At 38.5% G+C, this 24,785-nt stretch carries 18 protein-coding genes and 2 riboswitches; of the genes, 9 read left to right on the top strand and 9 right to left on the bottom strand.

Annotated elements, in window-relative coordinates; all coding sequences use genetic code 11:
- The first annotated feature begins 68 nt into the window (after positions 1 to 68).
- The 6 genes from CEF19_RS07745 to CEF19_RS23095 all read left to right on the top strand — a co-directional run bounded on the left by CEF19_RS07745 (position 69) and on the right by CEF19_RS23095 (position 5,497).
- Positions 69 to 731 carry a LytR/AlgR family response regulator transcription factor gene (locus CEF19_RS07745; protein WP_100405569.1) on the top strand — a complete coding sequence of 221 codons (663 nt, stop codon included), beginning with the start codon at positions 69 to 71 and terminating at the stop codon, positions 729 to 731.
- Between the two features lie 196 nt (positions 732 to 927).
- Positions 928 to 1,512: a TetR/AcrR family transcriptional regulator gene (locus CEF19_RS07740; protein ID WP_100405568.1), complete on the top strand. Its 585-nt coding sequence runs from the start codon at positions 928 to 930 to the stop codon at positions 1,510 to 1,512.
- Positions 1,513 to 1,573: 61 nt separating this feature from the next.
- Positions 1,574 to 2,767 (top strand): YhgE/Pip domain-containing protein, encoded by a 1,194-nt coding sequence (locus CEF19_RS07735; protein WP_100405567.1) that lies wholly within the window; start codon positions 1,574 to 1,576, stop codon positions 2,765 to 2,767.
- Positions 2,768 to 2,985: 218 nt separating this feature from the next.
- Positions 2,986 to 4,290, top strand: coding sequence for a PD-(D/E)XK nuclease family protein (locus tag CEF19_RS07730; protein ID WP_157800905.1), 1,305 nt, complete (start codon positions 2,986 to 2,988; stop codon positions 4,288 to 4,290).
- Positions 4,291 to 4,399: 109 nt separating this feature from the next.
- A complete protein-coding gene (locus CEF19_RS07725; RefSeq protein ID WP_100405565.1) occupies positions 4,400 to 5,077 on the top strand; it encodes a serine/threonine protein kinase in 678 nt (225 codons plus the stop codon).
- Positions 5,078 to 5,320: 243 nt separating this feature from the next.
- On the top strand, positions 5,321 to 5,497 hold the full coding sequence (locus tag CEF19_RS23095; protein ID WP_157800904.1) for a hypothetical protein: 177 nt from the start codon (positions 5,321 to 5,323) through the stop codon (positions 5,495 to 5,497).
- A gap of 120 nt (positions 5,498 to 5,617) precedes the next feature.
- Here CEF19_RS23095 and CEF19_RS07720 read toward each other — a convergent pair whose 3' ends face one another.
- Positions 5,618 to 6,715, bottom strand: coding sequence for a HupE/UreJ family protein (locus CEF19_RS07720; protein WP_100405564.1), 1,098 nt, complete (start codon positions 6,713 to 6,715; stop codon positions 5,618 to 5,620).
- A 224-nt stretch (positions 6,716 to 6,939) separates the two neighbouring features.
- Between CEF19_RS07720 and CEF19_RS07715 the strand changes: the two genes are divergently transcribed.
- The 3 genes from CEF19_RS07715 (at position 6,940) to CEF19_RS07705 (ending at position 19,115) form a co-directional block, all read left to right on the top strand.
- Entirely contained in the window at positions 6,940 to 12,684 is a 5,745-nt protein-coding gene (locus tag CEF19_RS07715; protein WP_227521946.1) for a lamin tail domain-containing protein, read from the top strand.
- Between the two features lie 205 nt (positions 12,685 to 12,889).
- A complete protein-coding gene (locus tag CEF19_RS07710; RefSeq protein WP_100405562.1) occupies positions 12,890 to 17,287 on the top strand; it encodes a 5'-nucleotidase C-terminal domain-containing protein in 4,398 nt (1,465 codons plus the stop codon).
- A 58-nt stretch (positions 17,288 to 17,345) separates the two neighbouring features.
- On the top strand, positions 17,346 to 19,115 hold the full coding sequence (locus CEF19_RS07705; protein ID WP_100405561.1) for an S-layer homology domain-containing protein: 1,770 nt from the start codon (positions 17,346 to 17,348) through the stop codon (positions 19,113 to 19,115).
- Between the two features lie 124 nt (positions 19,116 to 19,239).
- Here the strand turns inward: CEF19_RS07705 and CEF19_RS23090 are convergent, their stop codons facing one another.
- From CEF19_RS23090 to CEF19_RS07675, 8 genes are all read right to left on the bottom strand, one after another.
- Complete coding sequence (locus CEF19_RS23090; RefSeq protein WP_157800903.1) at positions 19,240 to 19,392, bottom strand: hypothetical protein; 153 nt, start codon at positions 19,390 to 19,392, stop codon at positions 19,240 to 19,242.
- 40 nt (positions 19,393 to 19,432) lie between these two features.
- A riboswitch (cyclic di-GMP riboswitch) is annotated at positions 19,433 to 19,514 on the bottom strand.
- Between the two features lie 355 nt (positions 19,515 to 19,869).
- Complete coding sequence (locus CEF19_RS07700) at positions 19,870 to 20,697, bottom strand: SGNH/GDSL hydrolase family protein (RefSeq protein ID WP_100405560.1); 828 nt, start codon at positions 20,695 to 20,697, stop codon at positions 19,870 to 19,872.
- Positions 20,698 to 21,006: 309 nt separating this feature from the next.
- The gene (locus CEF19_RS07695; RefSeq protein ID WP_100405559.1) at positions 21,007 to 21,633 is read right to left on the bottom strand and encodes an FMN-dependent NADH-azoreductase; all 627 of its coding nucleotides are present in this window, start codon (positions 21,631 to 21,633) and stop codon (positions 21,007 to 21,009) included.
- Between the two features lie 92 nt (positions 21,634 to 21,725).
- A complete protein-coding gene (locus CEF19_RS07690) occupies positions 21,726 to 22,160 on the bottom strand; it encodes a MarR family winged helix-turn-helix transcriptional regulator (RefSeq protein ID WP_100405558.1) in 435 nt (144 codons plus the stop codon).
- Between the two features lie 117 nt (positions 22,161 to 22,277).
- Positions 22,278 to 23,006, bottom strand: coding sequence for an EAL domain-containing protein (locus CEF19_RS07685; protein ID WP_157800902.1), 729 nt, complete (start codon positions 23,004 to 23,006; stop codon positions 22,278 to 22,280).
- A 94-nt stretch (positions 23,007 to 23,100) separates the two neighbouring features.
- A riboswitch (cyclic di-GMP riboswitch) is annotated at positions 23,101 to 23,185 on the bottom strand.
- Positions 23,186 to 23,435: 250 nt separating this feature from the next.
- Positions 23,436 to 23,597, bottom strand: a complete 162-nt coding sequence (locus CEF19_RS23085; RefSeq protein WP_157800901.1) for a hypothetical protein — start codon at positions 23,595 to 23,597, stop codon at positions 23,436 to 23,438.
- A gap of 77 nt (positions 23,598 to 23,674) precedes the next feature.
- Positions 23,675 to 24,094, bottom strand: coding sequence for a DUF1801 domain-containing protein (locus CEF19_RS07680; RefSeq protein ID WP_100405556.1), 420 nt, complete (start codon positions 24,092 to 24,094; stop codon positions 23,675 to 23,677).
- A 185-nt stretch (positions 24,095 to 24,279) separates the two neighbouring features.
- Positions 24,280 to 24,702, bottom strand: a complete 423-nt coding sequence (locus CEF19_RS07675) for a hypothetical protein (RefSeq protein ID WP_100405555.1) — start codon at positions 24,700 to 24,702, stop codon at positions 24,280 to 24,282.
- Positions 24,703 to 24,785: the final 83 nt, after the last annotated feature.

The raw sequence follows: 24,785 nt of genomic DNA, 5'->3' as shown, positions 1-24,785 counted from the left end.
ATAGAATCCAAATAGAAGGGTATTAAACAAAGAAAACTACTAATAGTTGGAAATGGAGGAGAGCGATCTTGAAAAATGATGTAGTTCGACAATTTTCCAAATTCATTGAGGACTGGGTTCCTAAAGAGGCTTCTATTGCGATAGCTGGTGGGGACAAGTATGTCTCATATATTCCTGGGAGTCATGATATTCGAATTAATCAAGGGCAATCTATTCCCTCGGGGAGTATTACTGAGCGCGTGTATTTGCAAAAGGGTCGGGTGGAATCTTTAGTTGATGAATCAGTGTTTGGGGTTCCTTATTACGGGGTCGGATACCCACTTGATGATGTAGAATCTGGTTTTCAAGGGGCACTAACGGTTATTCTCCCGCCAGAGTACTCTTCTAAAAAAAGGACACCCCTTTCGTTTATTATTGGCAGAAGGGGGGATATGTGGATTCCCCTTTCTATTGAAGAGGTTATCTATATCGAAAGTCACCAAAAGAAAACACTCATTTATACAGAGGATGGTTGCTTTACTTCTAAAGTCCCTCTTAAGACACTCGAGCAACGATTACCAGACACATTTATTCGGATTCATCGCTCTTTTATCGTGAATATTTCTTCGATTAAACAGATCTCACGTGATATGTCCTCCAATTTAGTGGTGACATTAAAAGGGACAGACGGTGCGACTTTAGTGATTAGCCAGACGTATGCTCAGCGAGTAAGGAAGGTATTGGGGTTTTAGCAAAACCGTCATCATCTTAACTGATAAAAAAGCAGTAGCCACCTTTGCCCTGAGATAGTAAGGTGGCTATTCGCATAGACGGTTTATTACCCCAACTAAGTGTTTTCGAAAAAATAATAAATGGCCCTTCCATTTATTCCTATATTCAATTATAATAAAGTATGCAAGTGCACACTTGCTATAAGTGAGGTTAGTTATGAACAGTAATCAAACAACATCAGAGCGAATAATTGCGGCTTCGCTACAATTGTTTTGTGAGCAAGGGTATAAAGGGGCAACAACGAAAGCGATTGCTGAAAAGGCAAGAGTAAATGAGGTAACGGTTTTTCGCCATTTTGGAAATAAAAGGGCGATTTTAAATGCTGCTATTGATTCTCTTTCGTATGCTCCCTTTCTCGGTAAGATTATTCAAGAAAAAATGACCTTTGATTTAGAAAAGGACTTACTTTTAATAGCAGTCAACTATCATGAGTATATGGATAGCATTCGAGATTTTGTGATGATTGGTTTTCGTGAAGCAGGGAAGTTTCCTGAAATAGATGAAGAGGTATCAAAAATCCCAAAAATACTTAAACAAAAACTAGTTACTTATTTTTCAGTGATGAAAGAACAGGGAAAAATCATCGAAACTGATCTTGAAGCCCAAGCTATGAACTTTATTTGGCTTAACTTTGGTTATTTTATTTCTAGAACAAGATTAGGTGATCAAGTAATTAGTATATCTAGAGAGGATTTTTTAAAGCAAGGTGTTTTACTTTTTGCTAGGGGCTTGACTCCCTAGTATTATTTTTCAAGCAATATGCAAGTGTGTACTTACTTGAATATAAGGAGAGATTTTTGTTATGAAAGCAATCAAACTATTTTTAAAGTTACCAACTGCTTACGTAGGGATTATGACAGCCTTTGCTTTTCAACTTATCTTTTTTTCAGTTTGGATGACTGCGTATGATGGCGTGTCCGAACGAACAAATCAGCTTCAAATTGCTCTCGTCAATGAGGATGAGCAGATTGGGACCCGTGTTTCTGAAAGTGTTGAACAAGAACTACCATTTAAACTTCAGACATTTAGCTCATTGGATCAGGCTAATGAGGCGATGAACAATCGAAATGTCGATATGGTCGTACATATACCTAAAGATTTTTCACAACAGATGCAGAGTGATGCTACCCCGTCTATTAATTATTATATTAATCAGGCCAATGCAACAATAGCAAAACAAACGATGGAAGGAGTCTCGAAAGAATTAACAGGCAAAGTTAATGAATCGTTGTACCTGTATAAGCAGGAGAACATGATGCCAATTCTAAATGAAAGAATTAAGCAAGCTGTACCAATGGAAGATACGGCTCTTCAAATCAGCCATGCAATGGAAGAAGTGATTCAATCGATGTCTGTTACAGTAGTTGATGGGCAATTGGAGAAAACCAATCATGTCGAAGGATTTGCTGCTACGATGGTTCCGATGATGATCGTCCTTTCTTCCTTTGTGGGTGCGATGATTATGAGTTTACAATTACACGGTTCAGCGGTAGTGGTTGCTAAGCAATGTTCAAAAGCATCTGTATTTATCGCAAGACAGCTTATTAATGGAAGTGTCTCCGTTATTTTAGCGCTGATTACGCTAGGCTTTCTTGGTTTATTTCAGATGGAAACACAAACGTCGTTCTTTGAAAGCTGGTTGTTTCAAGCCTTGAGCTTCTTCTCCTTTTTAAGTTTGACGCAAATGTTTATCATTCTCTTTGGAAATGGAGGGATGCTTTTTAATATTCTGTCTTTATCATTACAACTAGTTACCTCAGGCGTAATTGTACCGAGAGCTATTCTATCGGAATTTTACCAATCACTGGGGAGCTGGTTTCCTGCAACCTATGTGTCTGATGGTTATTATACGATTATCTTTGGGGGTGGAGCATTAGGCAAGGATATGCTGATACTCTTACTTATGATTGTAAGCACGATCGGAATTGCGGCGCTTCGTGTGGCTATCGCTAGGAAGGCGCAGGTTCAAGCTCAAGCCCAGGTTCAGAGCGCCTGACATTTAGTGGGGGTAATGTGTTAAATTACAGACTTTCTGAATGTACAACTTCTAGTATTATAATAGTAGCGATAGTTGCTCCTTCTAATGAATGGTTGATTAACAACCTTTTTTAGAGGGAGTTTCTTCACGATTTTGGAGGGGTTATGGAACCTCGTTTTGTAAGCTGCTGGTTTTTCACTGTTCATACGTTTACAGTTCAGAAGGGGGAGATGTGTATGAAATCGTTTATTTGCCCACGCTGCGGGGCGGACTTAATTGAAGATGCTTCAGAGGATATACAAGAAACAAAGGCTGGTAGGTTCGTGGTTGATGCGTTTCCTGCTATTGTTTGCCGAGCTGAGTGTGGGTATATGGTGCCTGTGGATCTGACTCCGAAAGTGATTGCACAACAAGGAGAGGACCGCTTGCTGTTGTTATATCCGAATGAGCAGGGACGGATATTAGAACTGCGGGACTCGGTCATCTGGCCCCCTCTTCAAGTAGACTCGTTACTCGCTCGAGGATACTGGGAGGAGTATGTCGGAAATCATAATGTAGAGAGACTCCTTGAAAATGCTCGGGATATTCACGCGGAGTGTAGCGACCCACCAAATTTATTTCAATTTGCAACGAGTGAATTGTCACAGGATGCTTTTCTATGTTGGTTGATGTTGTGGGGTGAACCAAGACATCGTTCGCTCGATCGACCCCTACATGAGGCGGCCGTTGAGTTCATTTCAACCATCTTTATAAATCATAACGTTCCAGTTCCTTTGGTGAGGGAAATTGAGATTAAACGTCAATTCAAATCTCTTGATATTTTAGCGGTTATCAATAATACATATGCCATTTTAATAGAAGATAAAACGTACACAAAAGACCATTCAAATCAGCTCACGCGCTACCGGGATGCAGTAAAAAAGGTGTATCCCAATCTTATTCAATTACCGGTATATTATAAAATTGCTGACCAAAGTCATTATCGTCCGATTAACGAAGCCGGTTTTCTTCCTTTTAAGCGGGATATGATGCTCTGCATATTAAAGGCAGGTAAAGAACGGGGTGTTGAAAATACAATTTATCTAGATTACTATCATCATTTAAAAAAGATTGACGATTCAATCGTTGCTTACCGTACAAAACCTCTAGTAGATTGGGACGATTACGCATGGCAAGGATTTTATCGGGAGATTCAAAAGGAATTAGAGGGAGATTGGGGCTATGTTGCGAATCCGTCGGGTGGCTTCTGGGGTTTTTGGTGGACAGCGAAGAATCTCCAAAAATACTATATGCAACTTGAACACAAAAGACTATGTGTAAAAGTTAGCGTAGAAGAAGGCGAAGACAAGAAACAACTTCGAACAACGACGATGAGAGATGTTTTGCAGCTATCTGAACAACAAAATCTTCAGTTACAGAAGCCGTCAAAAATGGGTAGCGGTAAAACGATGACTATTGCAGAGCGCACGGATTACCTTCAAACGAACGTGAATGGAACCGTTGATATCAAGAGAACGATTGAAGAGTTGAAGAGGTACTGAGTGGGGTTTGATTTTTCAACTAAATGTAAAGTTATATATTAAACCCTTTTAAGGTGTTAATATAAATATAAGATTATATGAAGCAAAGGACCATGAAGGGAGAGATGGTATGGAAAAGAAATGGAACGTAGCCATTGATTCTCTTTCTCGAATTTCTGTTTTTTCGAGTCCTAACAATGAACCTGTAACCATAAGCGGTACCTCGGATGATTTGAAATGTATTGGTGTGGGGACAGATGCAGCGGTATTTCAATCCCTCTCCGTACCAGAGTATGCATTTAAACTGTATGCAGAGGACAAAGCATCAAAAGTAAAAGTGGAGGAAAGTATATATCACCTATTAGGGCAGTCCCCGTTCTTTCCTACATGTTTTGATGCGTATGATAGATGCCTAGTTTTAAGTTATGAGGAAGGAGCCACTTTCTTTGATTGCCTTCTCCAAGGTATCCATATTCCAAAGCAAGCTATAAAGGATGTCGAGGATGCACGGAAATATGTATGTGAAAAGGGGTTAAACCCACGCGATATCCATTTAAAAAATATATTACTTCAAAACGGAAGAGCAAAAATAATTGATGTTTCGGAATATATCCAGCCGGGAAATGATTACCGGTGGGAGCATTTGAAAAAGGCGTATGATGAGTATTATCATTTAATTGACGGGAAATCTATTCCTTTTTGGGTATTAGAAACGGTCCGAAAGTGGTATAACCAGTGGAATAAGTATTTTTCTTCATATGAGGAGTTTACGAAATTTATTTTGAAGCTTTTTACGTTTAAGAAGTAGGTAGACTATATTCCGTTAAGCCCTAAGCAATCACGCTTGTTCATCCAAGTCTAGTTGTTTAGGGCTTTTTATGTACTTTACTTCGTAACAATGAACGCCTTCTTTCAATGAATATTGTGTCGTCTTGTTAATAATTTTTTAGAATGGGGTATGAAAAGGAGAAGAGGAGCTTTCTATTTCATCTTCTATTGTCGAGAATTTTGAATTATTATACGTTTTACTATTTTGAAGGGAGAGATTTCTATGCATACAGTAGCGAACAGAGCCCCCGAACAAAAGAAGCTTGTTGAATTGCTTCTTGCGATTAAGTCATATGAAAATACGTCCTGCCAAACGAATGAATTGGTAACCTATATTGAAGAGGAACTCAAGCAATTTATGGAAGAAGGTACTGAAAAAGTGAAAAACAAACCTTTATAGGACCTACTAGAATCGGCAATGGCCCCGATTGTCTCGCGCCCGCATGAGAAACCCGCTCATAGCGGGTTTAAAACAAAACGACTTGCTCACTCATTGCTTGGTATCGTTCCTCAGCTGTTTTTAGAACACTCGTTCAAAAAACCAATACAATCCAAAGAGGCTAATAATCGTTGAAACACCAACAATGATTTGCGGCTGCCAGCGAATTTTTGAAATGTATAAGATAAGGGGCAATAAGACCATTAACACAACAATTTGCCCAATTTCTACACCGAGGTTAAAGGAGAGGAGGGGGATAATAAAATCGCTTCCTAACTTTCCACTTAATATTTCTGCAAAGCCAAACCCGTGGATAAGCCCGAATACTAATGAGATAAGCCAGCGCCATTTGAATGTCCTTGCGCGAATATTCTCAACAGCCACGTAGACAATGCTTAGGGCAATTAAAGGTTCGATAATGGCGCTAGGAATAAGGACCAGTTCCAGTGCTGCTAACGCTAGTGTAATACTATGGCCAGCAGTAAAAGCAGTCAACACCTTGATATAATCACGGAAGCTTCCCCTTGCAAGCAGAAGCCCAAAAATAAAGAGCAAGTGGTCAATACCTGCCCAAATATGTTCCATTCCCATGATAGTATAATCCCAAAAATCAAGAACCTCACCGCCATGGAACTCACTGTTTTCAACATTAGTTGTTCCTTGAAAGGTTTGATTATCTTTCGTTAACAACTGCTCAACAGTATAATCACCCCTGGCAACGGTCAAGAAGTTTTGATGGTTATCATCAATTCCATTAAAGAAAACATGATAATTAATTTGGTATTCCTCAATTGGTTGATCGAATTGATAGTCCAATTCAATATGGAACATCGAAAAATTAAAGCGTTCTGTTAATTCGACTTCCTTAACCGTTACACTTCCTTCTACGCCATTATTTCTCACCGATAATTGATTGACTACAAGTTGTTCTATCGCTGATGTCGATTCTGAGACTTCCCCTGCATCCATCTGTCCATCGGAATTTTTATCAATATTTAGTAAACCCCCAACAAGATCCGACAATAAGAACAAATCATACTTCACATGTTTTTCTTCTATCGTCACATCCGAATACCCGATTGAACCCATATGTGCGTTTGCTACTGGAGTATGAAAAAACAATAATGACAAAAACAAAACTAAACAAATATGAATAATGCTCTGTTTTCTACGGTACATAGAATTTGCTCCTTCTTTGGTTCGCTAAGAATAGTGTCGGTACCTGTCTAACTTTAAAGAAAAATTGTTAAGTCCTTATTAAAATGGAGTAAAGAAGTGTTAATTTTTATTTTTAATAGACGAGAAATATAAGATTTATTTTACATGAATTTCAAATTCACTTAACAAAACAGCTGTAGCATTGTAGAAGAATGTTGAATTATAAAATAAAACAGGAGGTTAACATGAGTATTCAAAAAGTAAGAAAAAAAGCAAGGAAATTACTATTGTTTGTTTGTACGTTCTCCATTATCTTCTCAAATTTAAGTTTAGCGTTTCCTGCTCAAACAATTTTTGCAGAGGACGTTGATTCTACTCAAGAAACAGAAAGTGATACTCTTGCTGATGGGATAGAACAAGGATCAGACGAAGAGGATTTTAATAGCCTTCCACCGTTATTGATTACGGAAGTATCTCCAAATTCAAAGGGCGGAGGGACCGACTATTACGAGTACTTTGAACTCTATAATAATACGAATCAACCATTATCTTTAACACAGTACTCATTTACATATCTTTATACAGACACGGGAAAAGAATTACAATTTCAACTACCTGTGACGACGATGGCTCCCCAAGAAACCCTTGTATTTTGGTTTAATGTTGGTGATCTTGATTTAACTGAATTTAATCAAAACTTTGATCTTGATTTACCAAGGGAGCAAGTTGTCGAATTTAAGGATGTTTTCCCTGGTTTTGCGAACGGAGGAAACCGTGCTCTTGTTATTAACGATTATGAAGGGACAGAAATTAACTATGCTACTTATTTAGGAACGGATAATGATAATACAGGAGCAGGGATTGAGTACAAATATCCAAAGTCAGGAACAAAAATGGACAAGCTTCATGGGCTAGCTGCTCCAACCCCGGGAACAATTGATGCTGTTCAAGTTCCCACAAAACCTATTACAATGCCAGGTCCTTCAAAAGACACAGAAGCACCAGAAATTATCCATATACCTATTACCAACGGTGAGGCGTTTTCTCCGTTAATAGTGGAAGCGACAATCAAGGATGACAAAGCAGTCCCAGTAGCAACACTTTATTATAAAGAAGAAGGCACTGAGGATTTCACAGCGATTTCAATGAGTGTAACATCCGAAGAACCGCACACCTATTCTGCTGAAGTTCCTGGTACCGATGTCCATTCGAACCTCGTTTATTATCTTGAAGCAACAGATGGGATCAACGAGACAAAAACAGAAGAGTATACAATTGCGGTTATGACAGAGGATATCGATTATGACAAAGTTCCAAAGTTTCTTGTGACAGAGATTGTACCAGATTCGACAAATGTAGGCTCTGCAGATGGATATGAGTTTGTTGAAATCTATAACAATACAAATAAGGATATCAATTTTAAAGATTATAAAATTAATTACCGATATGGATCAGATCCGGCATCAGATGTTGTATGGGCGTCGGTACCAGATGATGTTGTGGTCCCTTCTAAAGAAACACTCGTATTTTGGATTATTAATTCGCAAAATGGTGAGCAAACCGTTGCTGATTTTAATGGGAATTACGGAGTAAACTTAGTTGAAAATGAGGATATTGTTCGAATTTACAGTGCAGGTATGGCAAACGCCGCCATGCGTGGTCTCATCGTTGCGACCAATGCAAAAAAAGAAATTGCCGTCTCATACTACCAAGACGCTCCAAACGTTGATGATACGCAACCCAATAAAGGGATTATTTATAAGTATCCAATAGATGGATCGACAAAGCTTATTAAGGTAAGTGGTGGAATTGAAGCGGCTACCCCAGGGGCGGTCGAACCATTCCAAGTGCCGAAACAAGTTGTTCAAACCGAGGATGACACAATTAATCCTACTATTGAAAATATGACAAATGTGACAGAAGTAAACCAATCAGAAAATATAAAAATTGCAGCAAAAGCATCAGATGATATAGAGGTAAAAACAGTACGCTTATTTTATCGTATGGATAATCAATCGAACTACATTGAAGCCGTTTTGCCAAAAGGGGCTAGTGAGTATCAACATACGATTTATTCAGCAGAAATCATCGGCAAGGACTATGTAGACTATTACTTTGTCGTTTCGGATGGGACGAATGAGGTAACAAGTGATACCTATAGAATCGGGGTGAACAGTAATCTCGACGATTCAACGCTTCGGTTAAATGTGAAAAATGGTCATATCCTTGCTGGAGAAAAAGTAATAAAAGGAACCTCTCAAACTGATTCCCCTGAAAATGTAAAATTGTTTATTGGTGAATCAGAAGTTACTGAAAACACGTACAATTCAGTTGAACATACGGCTTATTTTGCCTATGAAGTGAGTGGGATTAATACCTTTTTCCAAAACGGGATCACAATGGGAGATGAGATTTTACACATCTTTGATAAGGGTATGTCAGAATGGGAAACGATTACGATACCAATTGAAGCAGATCGACTTGAATTAGGTGACAATGTGATTACAGTACGTGCCGGAAATAAAGCATCGCCGTTTCAATTAGAGGAATCTGAGGAAAATCGTGATGATTATAATTTGCGGAATGTACGCTTAGTCTTATCGGATGGCACGATTTTAAGAGATCAGTCTAAAAGTGATCCTAACCAAGTTTTTGATATGGGAGATGACGGGACCTATCGACCTTTTGAACATTTTACGTTTGCGGTTTCAGAAGACCATGCTAACTCAAAAACATACAAATGGGATACAACCAATGTCTCTGATGGCGAACATATTGTAAAGGTTCAGGATGCGGATGAAGAATTACATTCAACTGTATTGGTAGATAATACAGCTCCTATTATTGAAACCAATGTAGAAGAAGGAAAAGAGTACAAAGGCGAGTTTACTATTACGGTAGAAGCGACCGATACAAGTACGGTTGTCAAACAGGTTCAAGTGATGCTAGATGATGAAGAAATTTCAATACCTTATCAAACATCGTCTTCCCAGCTTTCACCTGGTGAGCACAACTTAACAGTCATTGCGACAGATACCGTTGGAAACAAGGCAGAAGTAACGGTGTCCTTCGCTGTTGTCAATGAAAATCCAAACAAGCCAGTGCTTGTTTCACCAACAAACGGGGATTCTGTAAAGGGTCATCCAAACTTAAAGGTAAACGTTACCGATCCGACAGATGATGATTTGCTTGTTACGTATTACCAAGGTTTTAACTATAATGCAAGTCGACTTGAAAACGTGAAAGCTTTTAAAAATTCTACTGATGTTGAACCACCACAAACTATGGTTCCTGAAGGAGAAGAGTCATTTAGTGCTGATGATATTGCACGCGTTTCCGAAATAGATGGAGACTATTTGACAACTGATTCAACAACGCAATTTCCTTACCATCGTTTTGATGTCACGATTGATGATAGGGTCGATGAAGATGACCGCATTGAATTAGTCTGGAGCGGTAAATCATTAGAAGGTAGAAAGGTTTCCATGTATGCATGGAATCATCAAATGAATAAGTGGTCGTTAGTGGATTACAAAATTGCAGGAACCTTGGATTTTAACTTAACAGCAGAGGTTGAAGTTCGTGATTTTCTCAAAGATTCTAAAATTAATGTGTTAATTCAAGATGAAATTCCAAGTTCACCAGATGAGTATGATTATACATTTGCATGGATGTCAGACACTCAATACTATGCTGAAAGCTACCCACATATTTTTGAGAGACAAACAGAGTGGATTGCTGATATGAAAGAGGAAATGAAAATTAAATATGTTTTCCATACAGGAGATTTAGTTGATAAATACTATCAAGTATACCAATGGGAGCGTGCTGATGAGTATATGCAAACACTTGCCGACAATGATATTCCGTATGGTGTATTGGCAGGGAATCATGATGTTGATTATGTGAATGATGATTACACAGAATATTATAAGTGGTTTGGTGCAGACAGGTTTGAAAATGAATCATACTATGGTGGTTCGTATAAAAATAACCGAGGTCATTACGACTTAATTTCTGAAAAGGGTAATGACTATATAATGATGTATATGGGATGGGGCATTACCGATGAAGACATACAATGGATGAGTGATGTCTTAAAGGAATATCCAGATCGCTTAGCTATTTTAAGCTTCCATGAGTATTTATTAGTTTCAGGAAATCGCAGCCCCTTAGGTAATAAGATTTATAACCAAATCGTTGAACCGCATGCAAACGTGGTCGCTGTTCTTAGTGGTCACTATCATGATGCGGAGACATTAATAGATGAAATTGATGATAATGGTGATGGTGATGCCGATCGTCAAGTCTATCAAATGCTTGCTGACTATCAGGGCGGACCTGAGGGTGGTCAAGGATACTTGCGATTGCTTCATTTCGACCAAGATAATAATAAAATTAATGTTAATACGTATTCACCATATTTAGATGATTATAATTACTATAATTCAGACGAGTATCCTGGAAAAGATGAGTTTTCTATTGAATTAGACCTTCAAGTCAAAGAAAAACAAGTTGCAACAGACTACTTCGCTGTTAACATTTACACAAATACAGAAATTGGTAAAGTGGAAAACGTGCAAAGCGGAAGTGATACTGATCTTGAGTGGAACGGTCTTTCCAACAATCAGCTTTATTCTTGGTACGTCGTAGCACAAGACGACTTTACAGGGAGAACGGTATCCGACATTTGGACATTTACAAAAGGCATGGATAGTAAACCTAATCCTTCTCCATCAAATCCAAGCCCGCAGCCAAATCCTACACCAGACCCGGGAGTACAACCAGGTCAAGTCATAGTTGATAACGATGCCGTTCTAGTAGAGCGTGAGACAACAGCGGATGGAAAAACAAAGGTAACAACAACAGTAAACAAAGATCGATTCACCGAAATGTTGAAGAAACAAGACGGAGTTGAACGCGTGACAGTTAACATCGAAAAGAAAGCCGGAGAGGTAGGGGAAGTGAAAATTCCAGCCTCAATCGTAAAGCTTCTTACTGAAAAGAATAAACAAGCTGTGTTTGAAATTACTTCAAGGGACGGAATATATCGCTTCCCAGCTTCTGAAATTAACAGCGAAGCACTCGCAACAGAACTTGGTGCTGACGCAGATAATGTGATGATTTCCATTTTCGTCAATGTAGTAGAAGGATCAGAAGTTATTGCGCAGAGCACGAGTGAGAAAATTGTTTCAGAATTTGTTGAGTTCAAGATTCTTGCAAGTGCAGGGGATAAAGAGATTGAACTTGATCACTTTAATTCACATGTTGAACGTGAGATTTTAACAAAGGATGTAAATTCGAATCGTGCAACGGTGATGAAGCTTGAAGCTGATGGTCGTTATACATCCGTTCCAACACTATTCTCTAAAAAGGTTGCCACATTCAAGAGCATGTCCAATGGCATATTCGTGGTTGTTGAAAGGGAAGTCAGTTTTACTGATTTACAGGCAACCTTCTGGGCAAAGGAACACTTTGATAAGCTAGCATCGAAGCAAATTTTTCAAGGTAGCAACGGAAAGGTAATGCCAAATCAAGCAACAACTCGGATTAACTTAGCTGTGTTGATATCAAGAAGCCTTGGTTTAGAAGCAAGAAGTGAATATAACGGAAAATTCACAGATGTTAAAGGCGACGAATGGTTTATGTCTGAGCTAGAAGCAGTTGTAGAAGCCGGTATTATTACCGGTAAAGAGAATGGCAGCTTCGATCCTTATGCTGTTGTCACTCGTGAGCAAGCAGCTGCGATGATTTCTCGTGCTATGAAGTATGTCGAGTTTAAAGAAAGTAAGCTTGATAAATCGAAGCAAGCAAAGGCATTTGAAGATTATTCGCGCATCAGTGTCTATGCACAATCTGATGTCAATCAACTGTTGCAAGCAGGGATTATCGATGCGCACGCAAGCTTTAATCCGAAACAATCAACCACACGTGCCCAAATGGCAAAAATGATCGATGAGTTTTTACAAGTTGTTGAGATGTCGAACTAATGTCAGTTCTAAAGGCATGCAGTCTAAGAGAAGGAAATTGAAAATACCAGCAGTAGATTTTTAATAATCTACTGCTGGTATTTTATTTGTAAATTATTTTTGTAATTGTTAACCAAATTTAGCATTAACATCATAAATCCTCAATGTTCAGTTCATACTCTCCCTTTACTATTAAAAGTTGAAGATAACTTTTAGGAGGAGAACAATGAGAAATCACAAGTTTAAAAGATTTTTAAGTTTAGTACTAATTTTTACTCTTCTTGTCTCAAACTTCACTTCGGTATTTTCCACTACGGTTAAGGCAGAAGAGGCTGTTATTTCTGTAAATGATGCCATTGCCAATAATACGGGTACCGCGACAGTAGAAGGTTATATCGTTGGCACAATGACAAATGATTTGGAACCACCTTTCTTAGCTAATACGAATTTAATTATCGCTGATTCGCCTGATGAAACCGATAGTTTGAAGCTATTACCCGTCCAGCTTCCAAATAACTCAATTCGAACTGAGTTAAATCTAGTTGATAATCCTAGTAACTACCAGGCTAAGGTTCAACTAACAGGAAGTTTAGAAGCATACTTTAGTAAGCCGGGATTAAAAAGTCTATCCTCTTATACCATCATTGAAGGTGGACAAGATAATAACCCACCACCTGACCCGGAACTTACAACAATAGCAGAAGCTCGTCAACAAAGTAAGGGTTCTAAGGTTATTGTTCAAGGTGTAGTCATCGCTGATAATGCAGCGATAGGTGGTGGGAAACTTTCCACCTATATTCAAGACGGCACAGCTGGAATTAATCTATATTCTACTAATACTGAAGTTCCTAATTTGGTAGAAGGACAAAAAGTTGAAGTGAGAGGGGAACTTGCTGAGTACAACGGTCTTTTAGAAGTAGTTCCCGCTACGAATGGCATACAAATTATCGAAGAAAATATAAGTCTACCAATTCCACAGTCTATAACCATTGCTGATTTGCAAGACGCATCAACAGTTGAACCATTAGAAGGTTCACTTGTAAACGTCTCAGGTTTTGTTCAAAGTGTTCCAAACAGTCCAGCTGGTGGAGGCTACAATGTTACCTTTATCGATGCTGAACTTAATAGTACAACCTTACGTGTCATGGAAGAAACAGATGCGATTGGTTCCTTGGAAGAGGGAAAATGGTATGATGTCACGGCTGTTCTTAGCCAATATACTTCCTATCAAATACTTCCTCGTAAAGCCACGGATATTCATTTATCAGCTGAACAACCCGATGCCCCATCAGCTGCTGGAGAATACACGTCAACCGTAGCGAGCGTGACCGATGGTGACACCATTAAACTTCAGACACCAGTCCTCGGTGCAACGAACGTCCGTTACCTAAATATCGATACCGCAGAAACATATTATAATGGAACGACTGAGGCAGATAAAAGCCAGAAGTACCACGGTGAAGCTGCAAAAGACTATATGAATACATTATTAAAAGCTGGAGACGAAATTACGCTAAAGGTTGGCGAAGAAGCGACCGATGCATATGGACGACTTTTAGCTCAGGTTATCCGCAAGTCAGATGGATTGAATACAAATCTTGAAATGGTCAAAGCGGGTTATGCGACGACGTACTTTATTTGGCCGGTTGGAGATGGGGAAGATTACGACCAATTTCAAGCGACTGTGAAGAAAGCAAAAGAGGAAGAATTAGGAATATGGAATCCGGAAACCCCTTTGGCGGAACTCCCCTTTGTTTTCCGCGCACGAGAGCAAGGGAAGGGACTCTTACGGTTTGTGGGAAATTCCGACACCAAACAGTATGTTCATCCTGAAAATTGGGCTGATGTACCAGTTGAAAAACGTGTCTTCTTTGCTAGTGAAATCGAAGCAGAAACGAATGGGTATTCTTCGATTGTAGAAGAAAAGGATTTTGTCTCTGTCCAGTTGCTAAGTTTAAATGATTTACATGGGAAAATTGACCAGACCTACTCAATATCAGAGCCAGCAATTGCCAACTCTGGTCGTGTGGACTATGTCGCAGCCTACCTGAAGGAACGTGAGGCAACAAACCCCAATACATTTATTGTTCATGCGGGTGACATGATTGGTGGAAGCTCACCAGTTGCAGCCTTGCTTCAAGATGAGCCTGTTGTAGAGATAATGGAAGCTATTGGTTTTGACTTTGGTACAGTAGGCAATCACGAGTTTGATGAAGGAACTGAAGAATTTTTACGTATGGTACAGGGTGGAGATCATCCAGAAGGCAAGGGAACACACGATTATGACGGTATGAATTTTTCAAACCTTTGTGCAAACTGTGAATACAAGAACACAGGTGAGCTTATACTTCCTGCGTATGAAGTAACCGAAGTAGAGGGTCAAAAGGTTGCTTTTATTGGAGTGACCACTCCTGCTACGGCTGATATGGTTATTCCTGAAGGGATTGCAGATATTCGCTTTACTAATCCAGTGCAAGCGGTAAACCAAGCAGTTTCTGAATTAAAAGCTGATGGGGTGAAGGCGATTATCGTTCTATCCCACCTTCCTGCGGAACAAAGTGGAGAAACCGCGATAGGAGATGCTGCAGAATTAGCAAAAAATATAGATGATGAAGTTGATGTCATCTTTACTGGACATAATCATATGGTTGTTGATGCAGTTGTAGATAATAAGTTAATTGTCCAAGCCTACGAATACGGCAAAGCTTTTGCCGATGTCGATCTTGAAATCGACCCTGCAACGGGTGATATTGTCAAAAAGGCAGCTGAAATTGTCTATGCAGATCAAAATGAAATGGAGCCAGATCCTGAAGTTGCGGCCATTTTAGCTAAGTATCTTGAACAAGTTGCACCCATCTTAAATGAGGTAGTGGGAGAAGCAGAAATTGAGATGATGGGTGACTATTCAAATGATGGGGATACACCGCTTGGCAATCTCTTAGCAGATGGGATGAAGTGGGCAATGGATAGTGATTTTGCTTTGATGAATGGCGGAGGAATACGCGATAATCTTGATGCTGGTCCAATTACGTATGATGACTTATTCAATATTCAACCGTTCAATAATGTTTTAGTTAAACTAGAGATTACAGGGGCAGATTTGGAAACAATTATGAATGCTCAAATCTCACCCGGATATGGACCAGATTATAGCATTGCTGGGTTCAGCTATACGTGGGACTCTGCAACACTTAAAGTAGTCGATATCCTTTTACCTGATGGAACACCTATTGATAAAGAGGCCACGTATACCGTGACAACCAATAATTTTATGGCAACAGCCACTGGTGCTAAGTATCTACCTATTAGCCAGCTTGGGAAAAATATGGTTACCGGGCCGGAGGATTTAGAAGCAACAGTCGCGTTCATTCAATCATTTACAGAACCTATTTCTTACACAAAAGATAACCGTATTCTGGAGGTAGAAGGACAACCTTCTGAAGATTTAGGGGTTGTAACAATTGCCAAAGCACGCGAGGCGGAAACAAATGCTGAAGTAACAATTGAAGGAATTGTCACGTCAGTTCCCGGAGCTTGGGGTGGAGCGGGTTTCTATCTCCAAGATACAACGGCTGGAACGTATGTCTTCCAATCTAGTAATAAAAATGATTTAAAAATGGGAGATAACGTCCGTATAACAGGTAAAACGGCTATATATAATGACGAGTTTCAAATCTCAAATCTTTCTAGTATTGAGGTCATTGGTGAAGGCACCATGCCAACCTCCCTCCATGTTTCTCCAGGCGAAGTAGGTAAAGAGATAGAAGGTCAAATCGTCGCTATGGAAGAGGTGACAATTTCGGAATTAGAGAGTGTTAACACGTATGGGACATTTGAGTTTATTGCCACAAAAGGGGCAGATTCTGTATTGGTACGGGTAGATAATCGCACCGGACTAATGTTTAGCAACTTCGCATTTGAAAATGGAGATGTTGTTGAAGTGACAGGTATTGTAGCTGAGTACAATGGCGTGATGCAGCTAAAGCCGAGAATGATAGAAGATATTGTCGCAGTTGAGGAACCAGTAGCACCAACTGTTACTTTTACTAGTGATACGGTTTTCACTTATGAAGGTCAAAATTCGGTGGAAGTTCTTGTATCAATGAAGGATGTAAAGGATATTTACGCATTTGGCTTTACATTAAACTACGATCATAAATCTCTAGAACTCGTGGATGTAGAAGAGTTAATGGATTCACTAGAAGGTGTAGAAACATCTCATTCTCCTCCGGGAGTTAAAGAGTTGATTTATGCAAGTCTTGGTGAAAAAAATGGAATCAATGATAACCAAGATGTACTCAGACTAACATTTAAAGTTTTAACACCAGCAAAACCTAATTATCAAATGATGGTATCAAACCTTGAACTAGGCAATAGTCATGGTGATGTTATTGATTTTGAAGCGATTGGCGTTGGGATTCACGTTATATCAGGTGATTTGAATGGCAATGGAAGATATGATATTGGTGATTTTGCGCAACTTGCTAGCCGCTACGCGAAAACAAAGGATCGTGATGATTGGGCATCAGCAAAAATGGCAGATGTTAACGTAGACGGTCAAGTCGATTTATTAGATTTTGTTATTATTGCTAGATTGCTGACTTCAAAGGAAAGTCAAAAGTAAGTAAATGAAGGAATAAGAGGATGCTCCATCCTCTTATTCTATTTGGAGGATTTAAGGTATGTTTTTGAAAAGGATATTAGTGTTAACAATGATTGGTATTTTTCTTCTGAGTCATCTATCACCTACAAGTTCCCAAGCAGAAGAAACACCGTCTTTTGATATGAACGTTACACCCACAGTGTACAACGGTGAAACGGTATCTATTAACATCAAGGGTGAGGGTATCACCAATTTGTTTGCTTATGAGATTCTCTTTCACTACGATCCAAACAAGTTAGCCGTTAATGAGATAAAAACGGCTATCCCAGGATTACCAATTAAACTAATCGATGAAAATAAGGGAGTAATAAATTTTAGTTTTTCGAAACTGGGTGACTCTGCAGAGGAAAATGGCAAGGTCACGCTAGCGACCTTCGATTTCAAAGCGATAGATTTAGGTGAGTCAGCTGTAGAGTTGAAATCGGTCCGGATTGTAAGTAGAGATTTATCCTCCGATGAAACGTATGAAGTAAATCTAGAAAAGCAGATCATTATTAATGAAAAGACTGGAACCCCAAGTCCTCCAGGAGAAACACCAGAACCCGAAGAGGGGACATCAGAAAATGAGTTAATTGTTAACAATGATGCAGTGGCGATAGTGAAAACAAAAACCGAGGCTGGTAAAAATAAAGTAGTTGTCAGCGTCGACCATAAGAAAATAGAAGAGGCTTTAAAAAATCGTGATAAGGTGGACAGGCTATTTGTAAAAGTGGATAAATCGAGCAAAGACGAGGTTGTGGAAGTTAAACTACCTTTGGATTTGGTGACAGCGATTAAAGATAAAAACAACGGCGCTGTTATTGAAATTCAAACAGAGGAAGCATCATACTTTTTAAGTGTTAATGAATTAAATGTTGAGGAGATAGCTTCGCAACTAGGTGCACTACATAAAGATATTGAAATAAGTGTACAACTATTTGTTGGGGAGGATACAGCGAACGTAGTAACGGAAAATAATTTAAAAGCCGCTTCTGATATTATCGAATTCAAGGTAGAGGCTATTTCTAGTGATGAAAGGATAGAAATTAATAATTTCTCAGCTTATGTAGAACGAACGATTATGGGTGAAACTGATTTTAATCCAGAAACCTCGATCGCTGTACGCTTAAATGAGGATGGAACCTTTACGGCCATTCCGACGATATTTAAAGGGAAGCAAGCAACATTGAAAAGCCGATCAAACAGTAAGTATATGGTTGTTGAAAACAACGGTGTGTTCTTTTCTGATATTCCTTCTGAACACTGGGCGAAGGGGTATATTGAAAAATTAGCGTCTAAGTATGTGATTAAAGGAAAAAACAGTAGTGAATACGCCCCAAATGATTATACAACTCGTGCTGAGTTTGCGGTTCTATTAGCCAGGTCACTTAGCTTAACCACAACAACTAGCCATAACAAGATGTTTAAAGATGTAGATGGAACAGAGTGGTTTAACGAAAAGGGTGAACTTGTAGCAGTAGTTGAATCCGGAATTGTTCAAGGTAAGGAAGACGGTACATTTGCTCCAAACGAGTATATTACTCGTGCTCAGGCAGCTGCAATGATTAGCCGGGCGTTACACTACACTTCATTTCCTCCAACAAAATTAGACTACTCAAAAACGATACATAGCTATAAGGACAGTAGACAAATTGCTGAGTGGGCTAGCAAAGACGTAGAAAGAGTTCTTCAAGCGGGCATTATGACAGGTGATGAAAAATCACATTTTAACCCATCCGAGTATACCAAGCGCGATCAGGTTGCGAAAATTATTCATAACACCTTACAATTTATCGAGCTAATGAACTAAAGGAGGTTGTTCACTAAGGGGACTAACCGTCTTCTAAAAAGATAAGATAAAATGTTTGATACGATTCTAGGAAGAGCAATGGCTCCGCTCGTCGCGTTTATGGGGTAACAAAAAAGCACTCTATTTAGAGTGCTTCAAATTTCCTAATCTTCTCTTTATGGTATTGCATCTTTCGATTGAATTCTTCTTTCATTTCTTCATCTAAACAATCAAGAAAGGCCATAACATTTAAGCGATACCTAATAGAGTGCCATTTCAGCTTCAAGTGTTTAAGCATTTTTAAAACCTCCTCTGATTAAACCGTACGGAGGACCCGTTTCGGTAACTGGCTGGCATAGCAAAGCTGAAGCCCCTATAGTTTTGCGTCACCGCTTTTCAGTGGTTTTGCCCTATTGTACGATATGGTTAATTACCATTTTCCCTAAAAATCGCCAATTTTTACAGTGTCATTGTACTTATTTAATCAATCATGAAGGGGTTAAATATACCTACTTTCAAAAACATTAACGGGGAAATTACCTCTATTGACGTAGCTAATCCTTTAAAACAGGCGATGCTGCACTAGTAGGGCAAATATTCCGGTATGAAGTGTTAGTAAACTATATGTGTAAGCGCTTGCGTTTAGACTTTTTTTAATTAGTAATTGGTAATTAGAACCACTTCTTTTCAAAGAATTGTATATCTTATTTAAGTGTATTTGTGATTCATGAGAGCATTCATGAATCACAAATATGTTTAAGTAATAGCACTATTTTTAATTGGATGTTAAATAGTTCACCAGATATTCTGCCCAAATCGTATGACCAGCTGAATTGGGTCTACCGTTATCTAAGTATTTCTCTAGTTTCTTGTCCTCGCTTGGGGAAGGCCAGGCCTCCCAGTGATTTGCATAGTCATAACCTTCCGCTTTTGCGAAGTTGGCTAAATCCTCTGTTTTCTTTACGTAATAGTCAGCTTCGACGAGAGGGTTTGCTGGCATGATAATAATGTCTGTTTCAGGTAATTCCTTTTTAAGGGTTGTTAGAATTTGTTTAATGTTGCTGAGTGAATCTTCAATCGTGACGACACCCGCATCATTTAGAATAAAGGGCTCCACCAGCAATATATCTGGTTTGCTTTCAATAACGGTATCTACGTGGTCAGAATAGAGAATATCACTTGAAGGATTTCGTGCGACATCTATGATTGTTGCCGTGATTTCTTGATGATTAAGACGGGACTTCAGCTCTGCTGTAACGAGAGATGGCCAGTTTTTATCTGGTTGTGCTTCATTAAGCAAGGAAGCCGATCCGAAGAAACTTAGATTTATGGCTTCAGTGTCTTGCTTTTTTTCTACCCACTCCTGTAGTACACCAGTCACCTCGCTCACAGGTTCCATGTTCTCAGAAGGAGGCAACTCTTTTGGAACCTCATCCTCAGGTTCACTTATTGATTCGATAGGTTCTGAAGTTGGAGAAAGCGCCGTATGTTCTTCTTTTGCTGCTTGTGCTATTGTCGCTAACTTGTCTTTGTAGTGAAAATGTCCAAAGGTTAAAAAGATAAGACAGCAGCTTAGGAAACAAATGGAGAGGATGTTCTTCAATAATGACAGCCACCTTTCTGTAGGAAGAAATGTTCTTCAATTAGGTAATTCCATTTGGAGAAGTAGGAATCCTTTAATTTGTTTAAATTTTCCAATCGTCAACTTCCTACATAGAATGACTGGTATTACTCAGTTTTTGTCGAGGTAGCAGAAAGGGGTTGTGTTATAAGGGCGCCATTAACCTTAAGACACAACCCCTTTGCAATGTGCGAAATCGCTACATCGAAAAAGCCTTACGATGAGTAGGTTTCTCATCGTAAGGCAAGTAGCGAATGGATCCATTCATTACTTCATATGCTCTCGGAAATCTTAGAACGCTTTAGCAACAGCTGCAGCCTTTTCTAGTCCTGCGCCAATAAGTTTCTCAGATTGGTCTGGGTATTGATTATGACCTTCGATAATGACTGTTGTAATATCCTGAACACCCCAGAAGTTTAACATCGTCTTTACATAATTTACGGCCATTTCAGCAGATTGAGAAGGGCCTTCCGAATAAACGCCACCTCTTGCATTTAGAAGAGTAACCTTTTTGTCAGAAAGCAAGCCAACAGGACCTTCTGCTGTATAACTAAAGGTCTTACCTGCTTGTGCAATATAGTCTAAGTATGTATGGAGTACAGCTGGTACAGTGAAATTCCAAAGTGGGAAAGCAAAGACGATTTTATCAGCATCAAGAAATTGATTTAAATACTTGGTCACTATATCTGATGCTTCTTTTTCAGCATCAGTTAACTCCATGCCATTTGCAAGCTTAAACATCCCGTTAATCTTATCAGTATCATAATAAGGCAGGTTTTCCTTAAATAAGTCAAGTTCAGTAATGACATCTTCAGGGTTTGCCTCTTGATAACTCTCAAGAAAAGAATGATACAGCTTTACACTAACTGCCTGTTCGATTGGTCTGGAATTTGCTTTTATAAATAATACTTTTGCCATGTGAAGAACCTCCAATATAGTAATGGTTGTTATAGCAACCATTTAAGTGGTTTATAGTTGTTATAGCAACTAAATGGGGCCGAATGTCTAACTTAATTCAAGTTTTGGACATTCTTTTGCATTTTTAGAAGCAGCCTTTCTAGCTCTAATAATTCTTCATTTGAAATCCCTTTACAAACGACTTTATCAAACTCTTCAGCGAGGGGAATGATTTCTTCGCCAAGCTCTTTACCAAGCGGAGTTAGGTATAATTTCACGGAACGGCGGTCATCTTGACAATGTGTTCTTTTAATAAATCCCTTTTTCTCAAGATTAGAAGCCATTCGCGCAATATTCGTCTTATCCTTAGCTAATCTATCCACTAACTGGTATTGAGTTAAACCGTCCCTTTCCCAAAGTAACATCATAATTAGATTCTGTTCTGGAGCAAGGTTGAATGGTTTTAATTTTGACTGAATAAAATTAGTAAGGAAAAGGTCTGTTTTATGAATCTTGATACTGATATAGTCCTGAAAAGATAATTTCAAATTTATCCCTCTTTACAAGTTGCTATACATACTAAACAAAAGTAAGTATAAACAATGTAAAAATCATTGTCAATTATAATCCACTTGACCTTAGAATTAAGCATTTTTGTCCGAAAATTAGTTTTGCTTTAACATTAGTTCTTTTAATAAAGCCGGTCTCCCTAGAATGTACCCTTGCCCATGTTTAACGCCTAATGCCTTTGCTACTACTAGGTCTCTATTATCTTCTAAGCCTTCTAAAATCAATCGTATTTTCTCTTCTTCACAATAGTTAAGAAAAAAAGAAATAATTCTTTGTTTTTTCTTGGACAAGTGTAAGTCCTTTGAAAAATAACGATCTAATTTTAAGTAATCTGGTTCGAGTTCAATAACTAGTTCGAAATTCGAATACCCTTTTCCGATATCGTCAATTGCAATTAAAAAGCCCTGTTTCTTTAGCTCAATAATCCGTTCTTTAAAGGTTTCAAATTCATCAATACTTTCAGATTCACAAATTTCTAGGACAATTTGTTGTTTATCTAAATAATTTTCAGTACTAATTTTATTGAGAAAAGAGGAGAAATCTCGGTTTAAAATGGTCGATGGAAAGATATTTAAAAACAGCGCACCCTCTTTTTGGGAAAATCCTGCTGACTGGTAGGTGTATAAGGCATTATGAATGGATATCGAATCCAATTCATAGAGGCGTTTCTCTTTTATTGCTTCTTTGAAAACGGTCTCAGGATTCGCATGAACTTTAGACCTGAGAAGGGCCTCAAACCCTATTTTGTTCATACTGTTTAAATTATATATTGGTTGAAAATAATGATAGAATTTTTCTTCTCTTATATACACTGAAATAGACAACGCTATCGAACCACCCTTCATCACTTTTAGATGCATATCAAAAAAAACGGTGAACCTAAGAAAACTCGGCTCACCGTTTTATAATCAAGTATCCTTCGGTGGCTCGGCTACCATTACACAAGTGCATTAGGCCCGTAGCTTTGCGTCCTTACCTTTCGATAAGTTTGCCATTATCGTGTTAATTTATTTTTGGTTGAAAATATTTATAAATCTATTATACGCAATGTAAGACAAAAGTAGCAATAGGTTTAGAGAGAAAAGTCATATAATAGCAAATTTTATCGAAAAATCAGTTCATAAGTCCTTTTTACTTTTTTATTTCTTTTCTGGTTGCTTTCTTATTCATATTTTCACAGGGTTCTAGGTTTTTAGAGGGGGGGAGTCTGTTACAACTATGCCCATATATGTGTTGGGTGTTTTTGGAATCACTTAGACTAATTCCATCATAATAACTCCAATCCAATTTAAAGAAGAAGAATAAGAACTGCTATGCTGGAGATAGATGAACCATTTTAACCCTTTGTCAAATACAATGCCGTCTTTATCAATTGAATTCAGCAGTTTCCATGTCCTATCAAATAAGGGATTCATCGCCACACACCTCTTTTTTTCTTAGTGTGCTTCGAAGGTTTGAAATTATCCATAGTGATGAGGATTTTTTTGTGGTATTAATTAGGATACGTTTCTTTCAAAAAAAGCATAGATTGAGTAATTAAGGCTATTAACACGTCAACTTCAATATCTGCAACTTTGTTAATATACACACAAGCTTTACCGGTCGTATGCTTCCCAAAGTCTTTTAATAATTCCTCGCGATATGTGTCACCCGTGGCAAAATATAAACTAATTTTCGCTTTTCGAGGAGAAAAGCCGACGAGTGGTGCGTCGCCCTCATGTCCTGAATCATATTTATAGTGATAGGAGCCAAACCCAATAATACTCGGTCCCCACATCTTGGCTTGATAGCCTGTTGTTTCAGTGAAAATATCTAATAGTTTATAAGCATCTTCACGTTTTTTAGGGTTTTCAACTGTTTCAATAAAGGCAATGACACTTTTGTCGTTTTCGATTGTTTTTAGCTCGTACATCGAAGACTCACTCCTATTCTTAACGTATGAATTATTGTTCAAGCTTTCATAAGATAGACTGAGAAGAATCTCTAAAGTAAATGAATTGGTTGATTGGATAACTGTTTGTTCATCTTGTTTAGCAACTTTGTATTGTAGTACCATAAGTTTTTCAGCGGCAAGACGATGCGTAAAAATATTGAAGCTTATTTAAAATCATTTTCAGTTAAGCGCTCAAGCTCTTTCGAACCAATTTTTTTTAGTTCAGCAATCTCTTCCTTTGTTAATCGTTCGTTCAGGAGGGAACGGATTTCTTGTCTATCACTTTCAGTTAAGCCATTTTTAACCTTTTTATAGATGGCATACAGCTCACTTACGGAGAGATGCTCAAGTAAGAGGTTAACGGCTTCTGCCTTCGTTAAAGAATCCTGAGCTTGATGATCTGCAACCTTCATGTTTTGTTCGCGGTTCTTTTTAAGCGTTTCTGGGTCTGGTTTATTATTTAACATTTCGAATCGAGTGTCTGTGTAGTCGGTTGATTCGCTATTGATGGATTGATACGTTATGTAACTTGGTGTAGAAAGAAGTATAATAGTAAGTATCATGCAACCTGCTAACGTCTTAACCATTGTAATCTCCTTTTCAAAATTAAAGGTCCTTGTTCGGTCTTCATTATCGTCCACGTAGCAGTGAGGTATACCTTTATCGATGT

Origin of the sequence: Bacillus solitudinis (assembly GCF_002797395.1) — a bacterium.
In the GTDB taxonomy this organism is placed as follows: domain Bacteria; phylum Bacillota; class Bacilli; order Bacillales; family Bacillaceae_D; genus Halalkalibacter_A; species Halalkalibacter_A solitudinis.
Note: the sequence above shows the minus strand (reverse complement) of the source record. Positions and strands in the feature narration are given on the sequence as shown.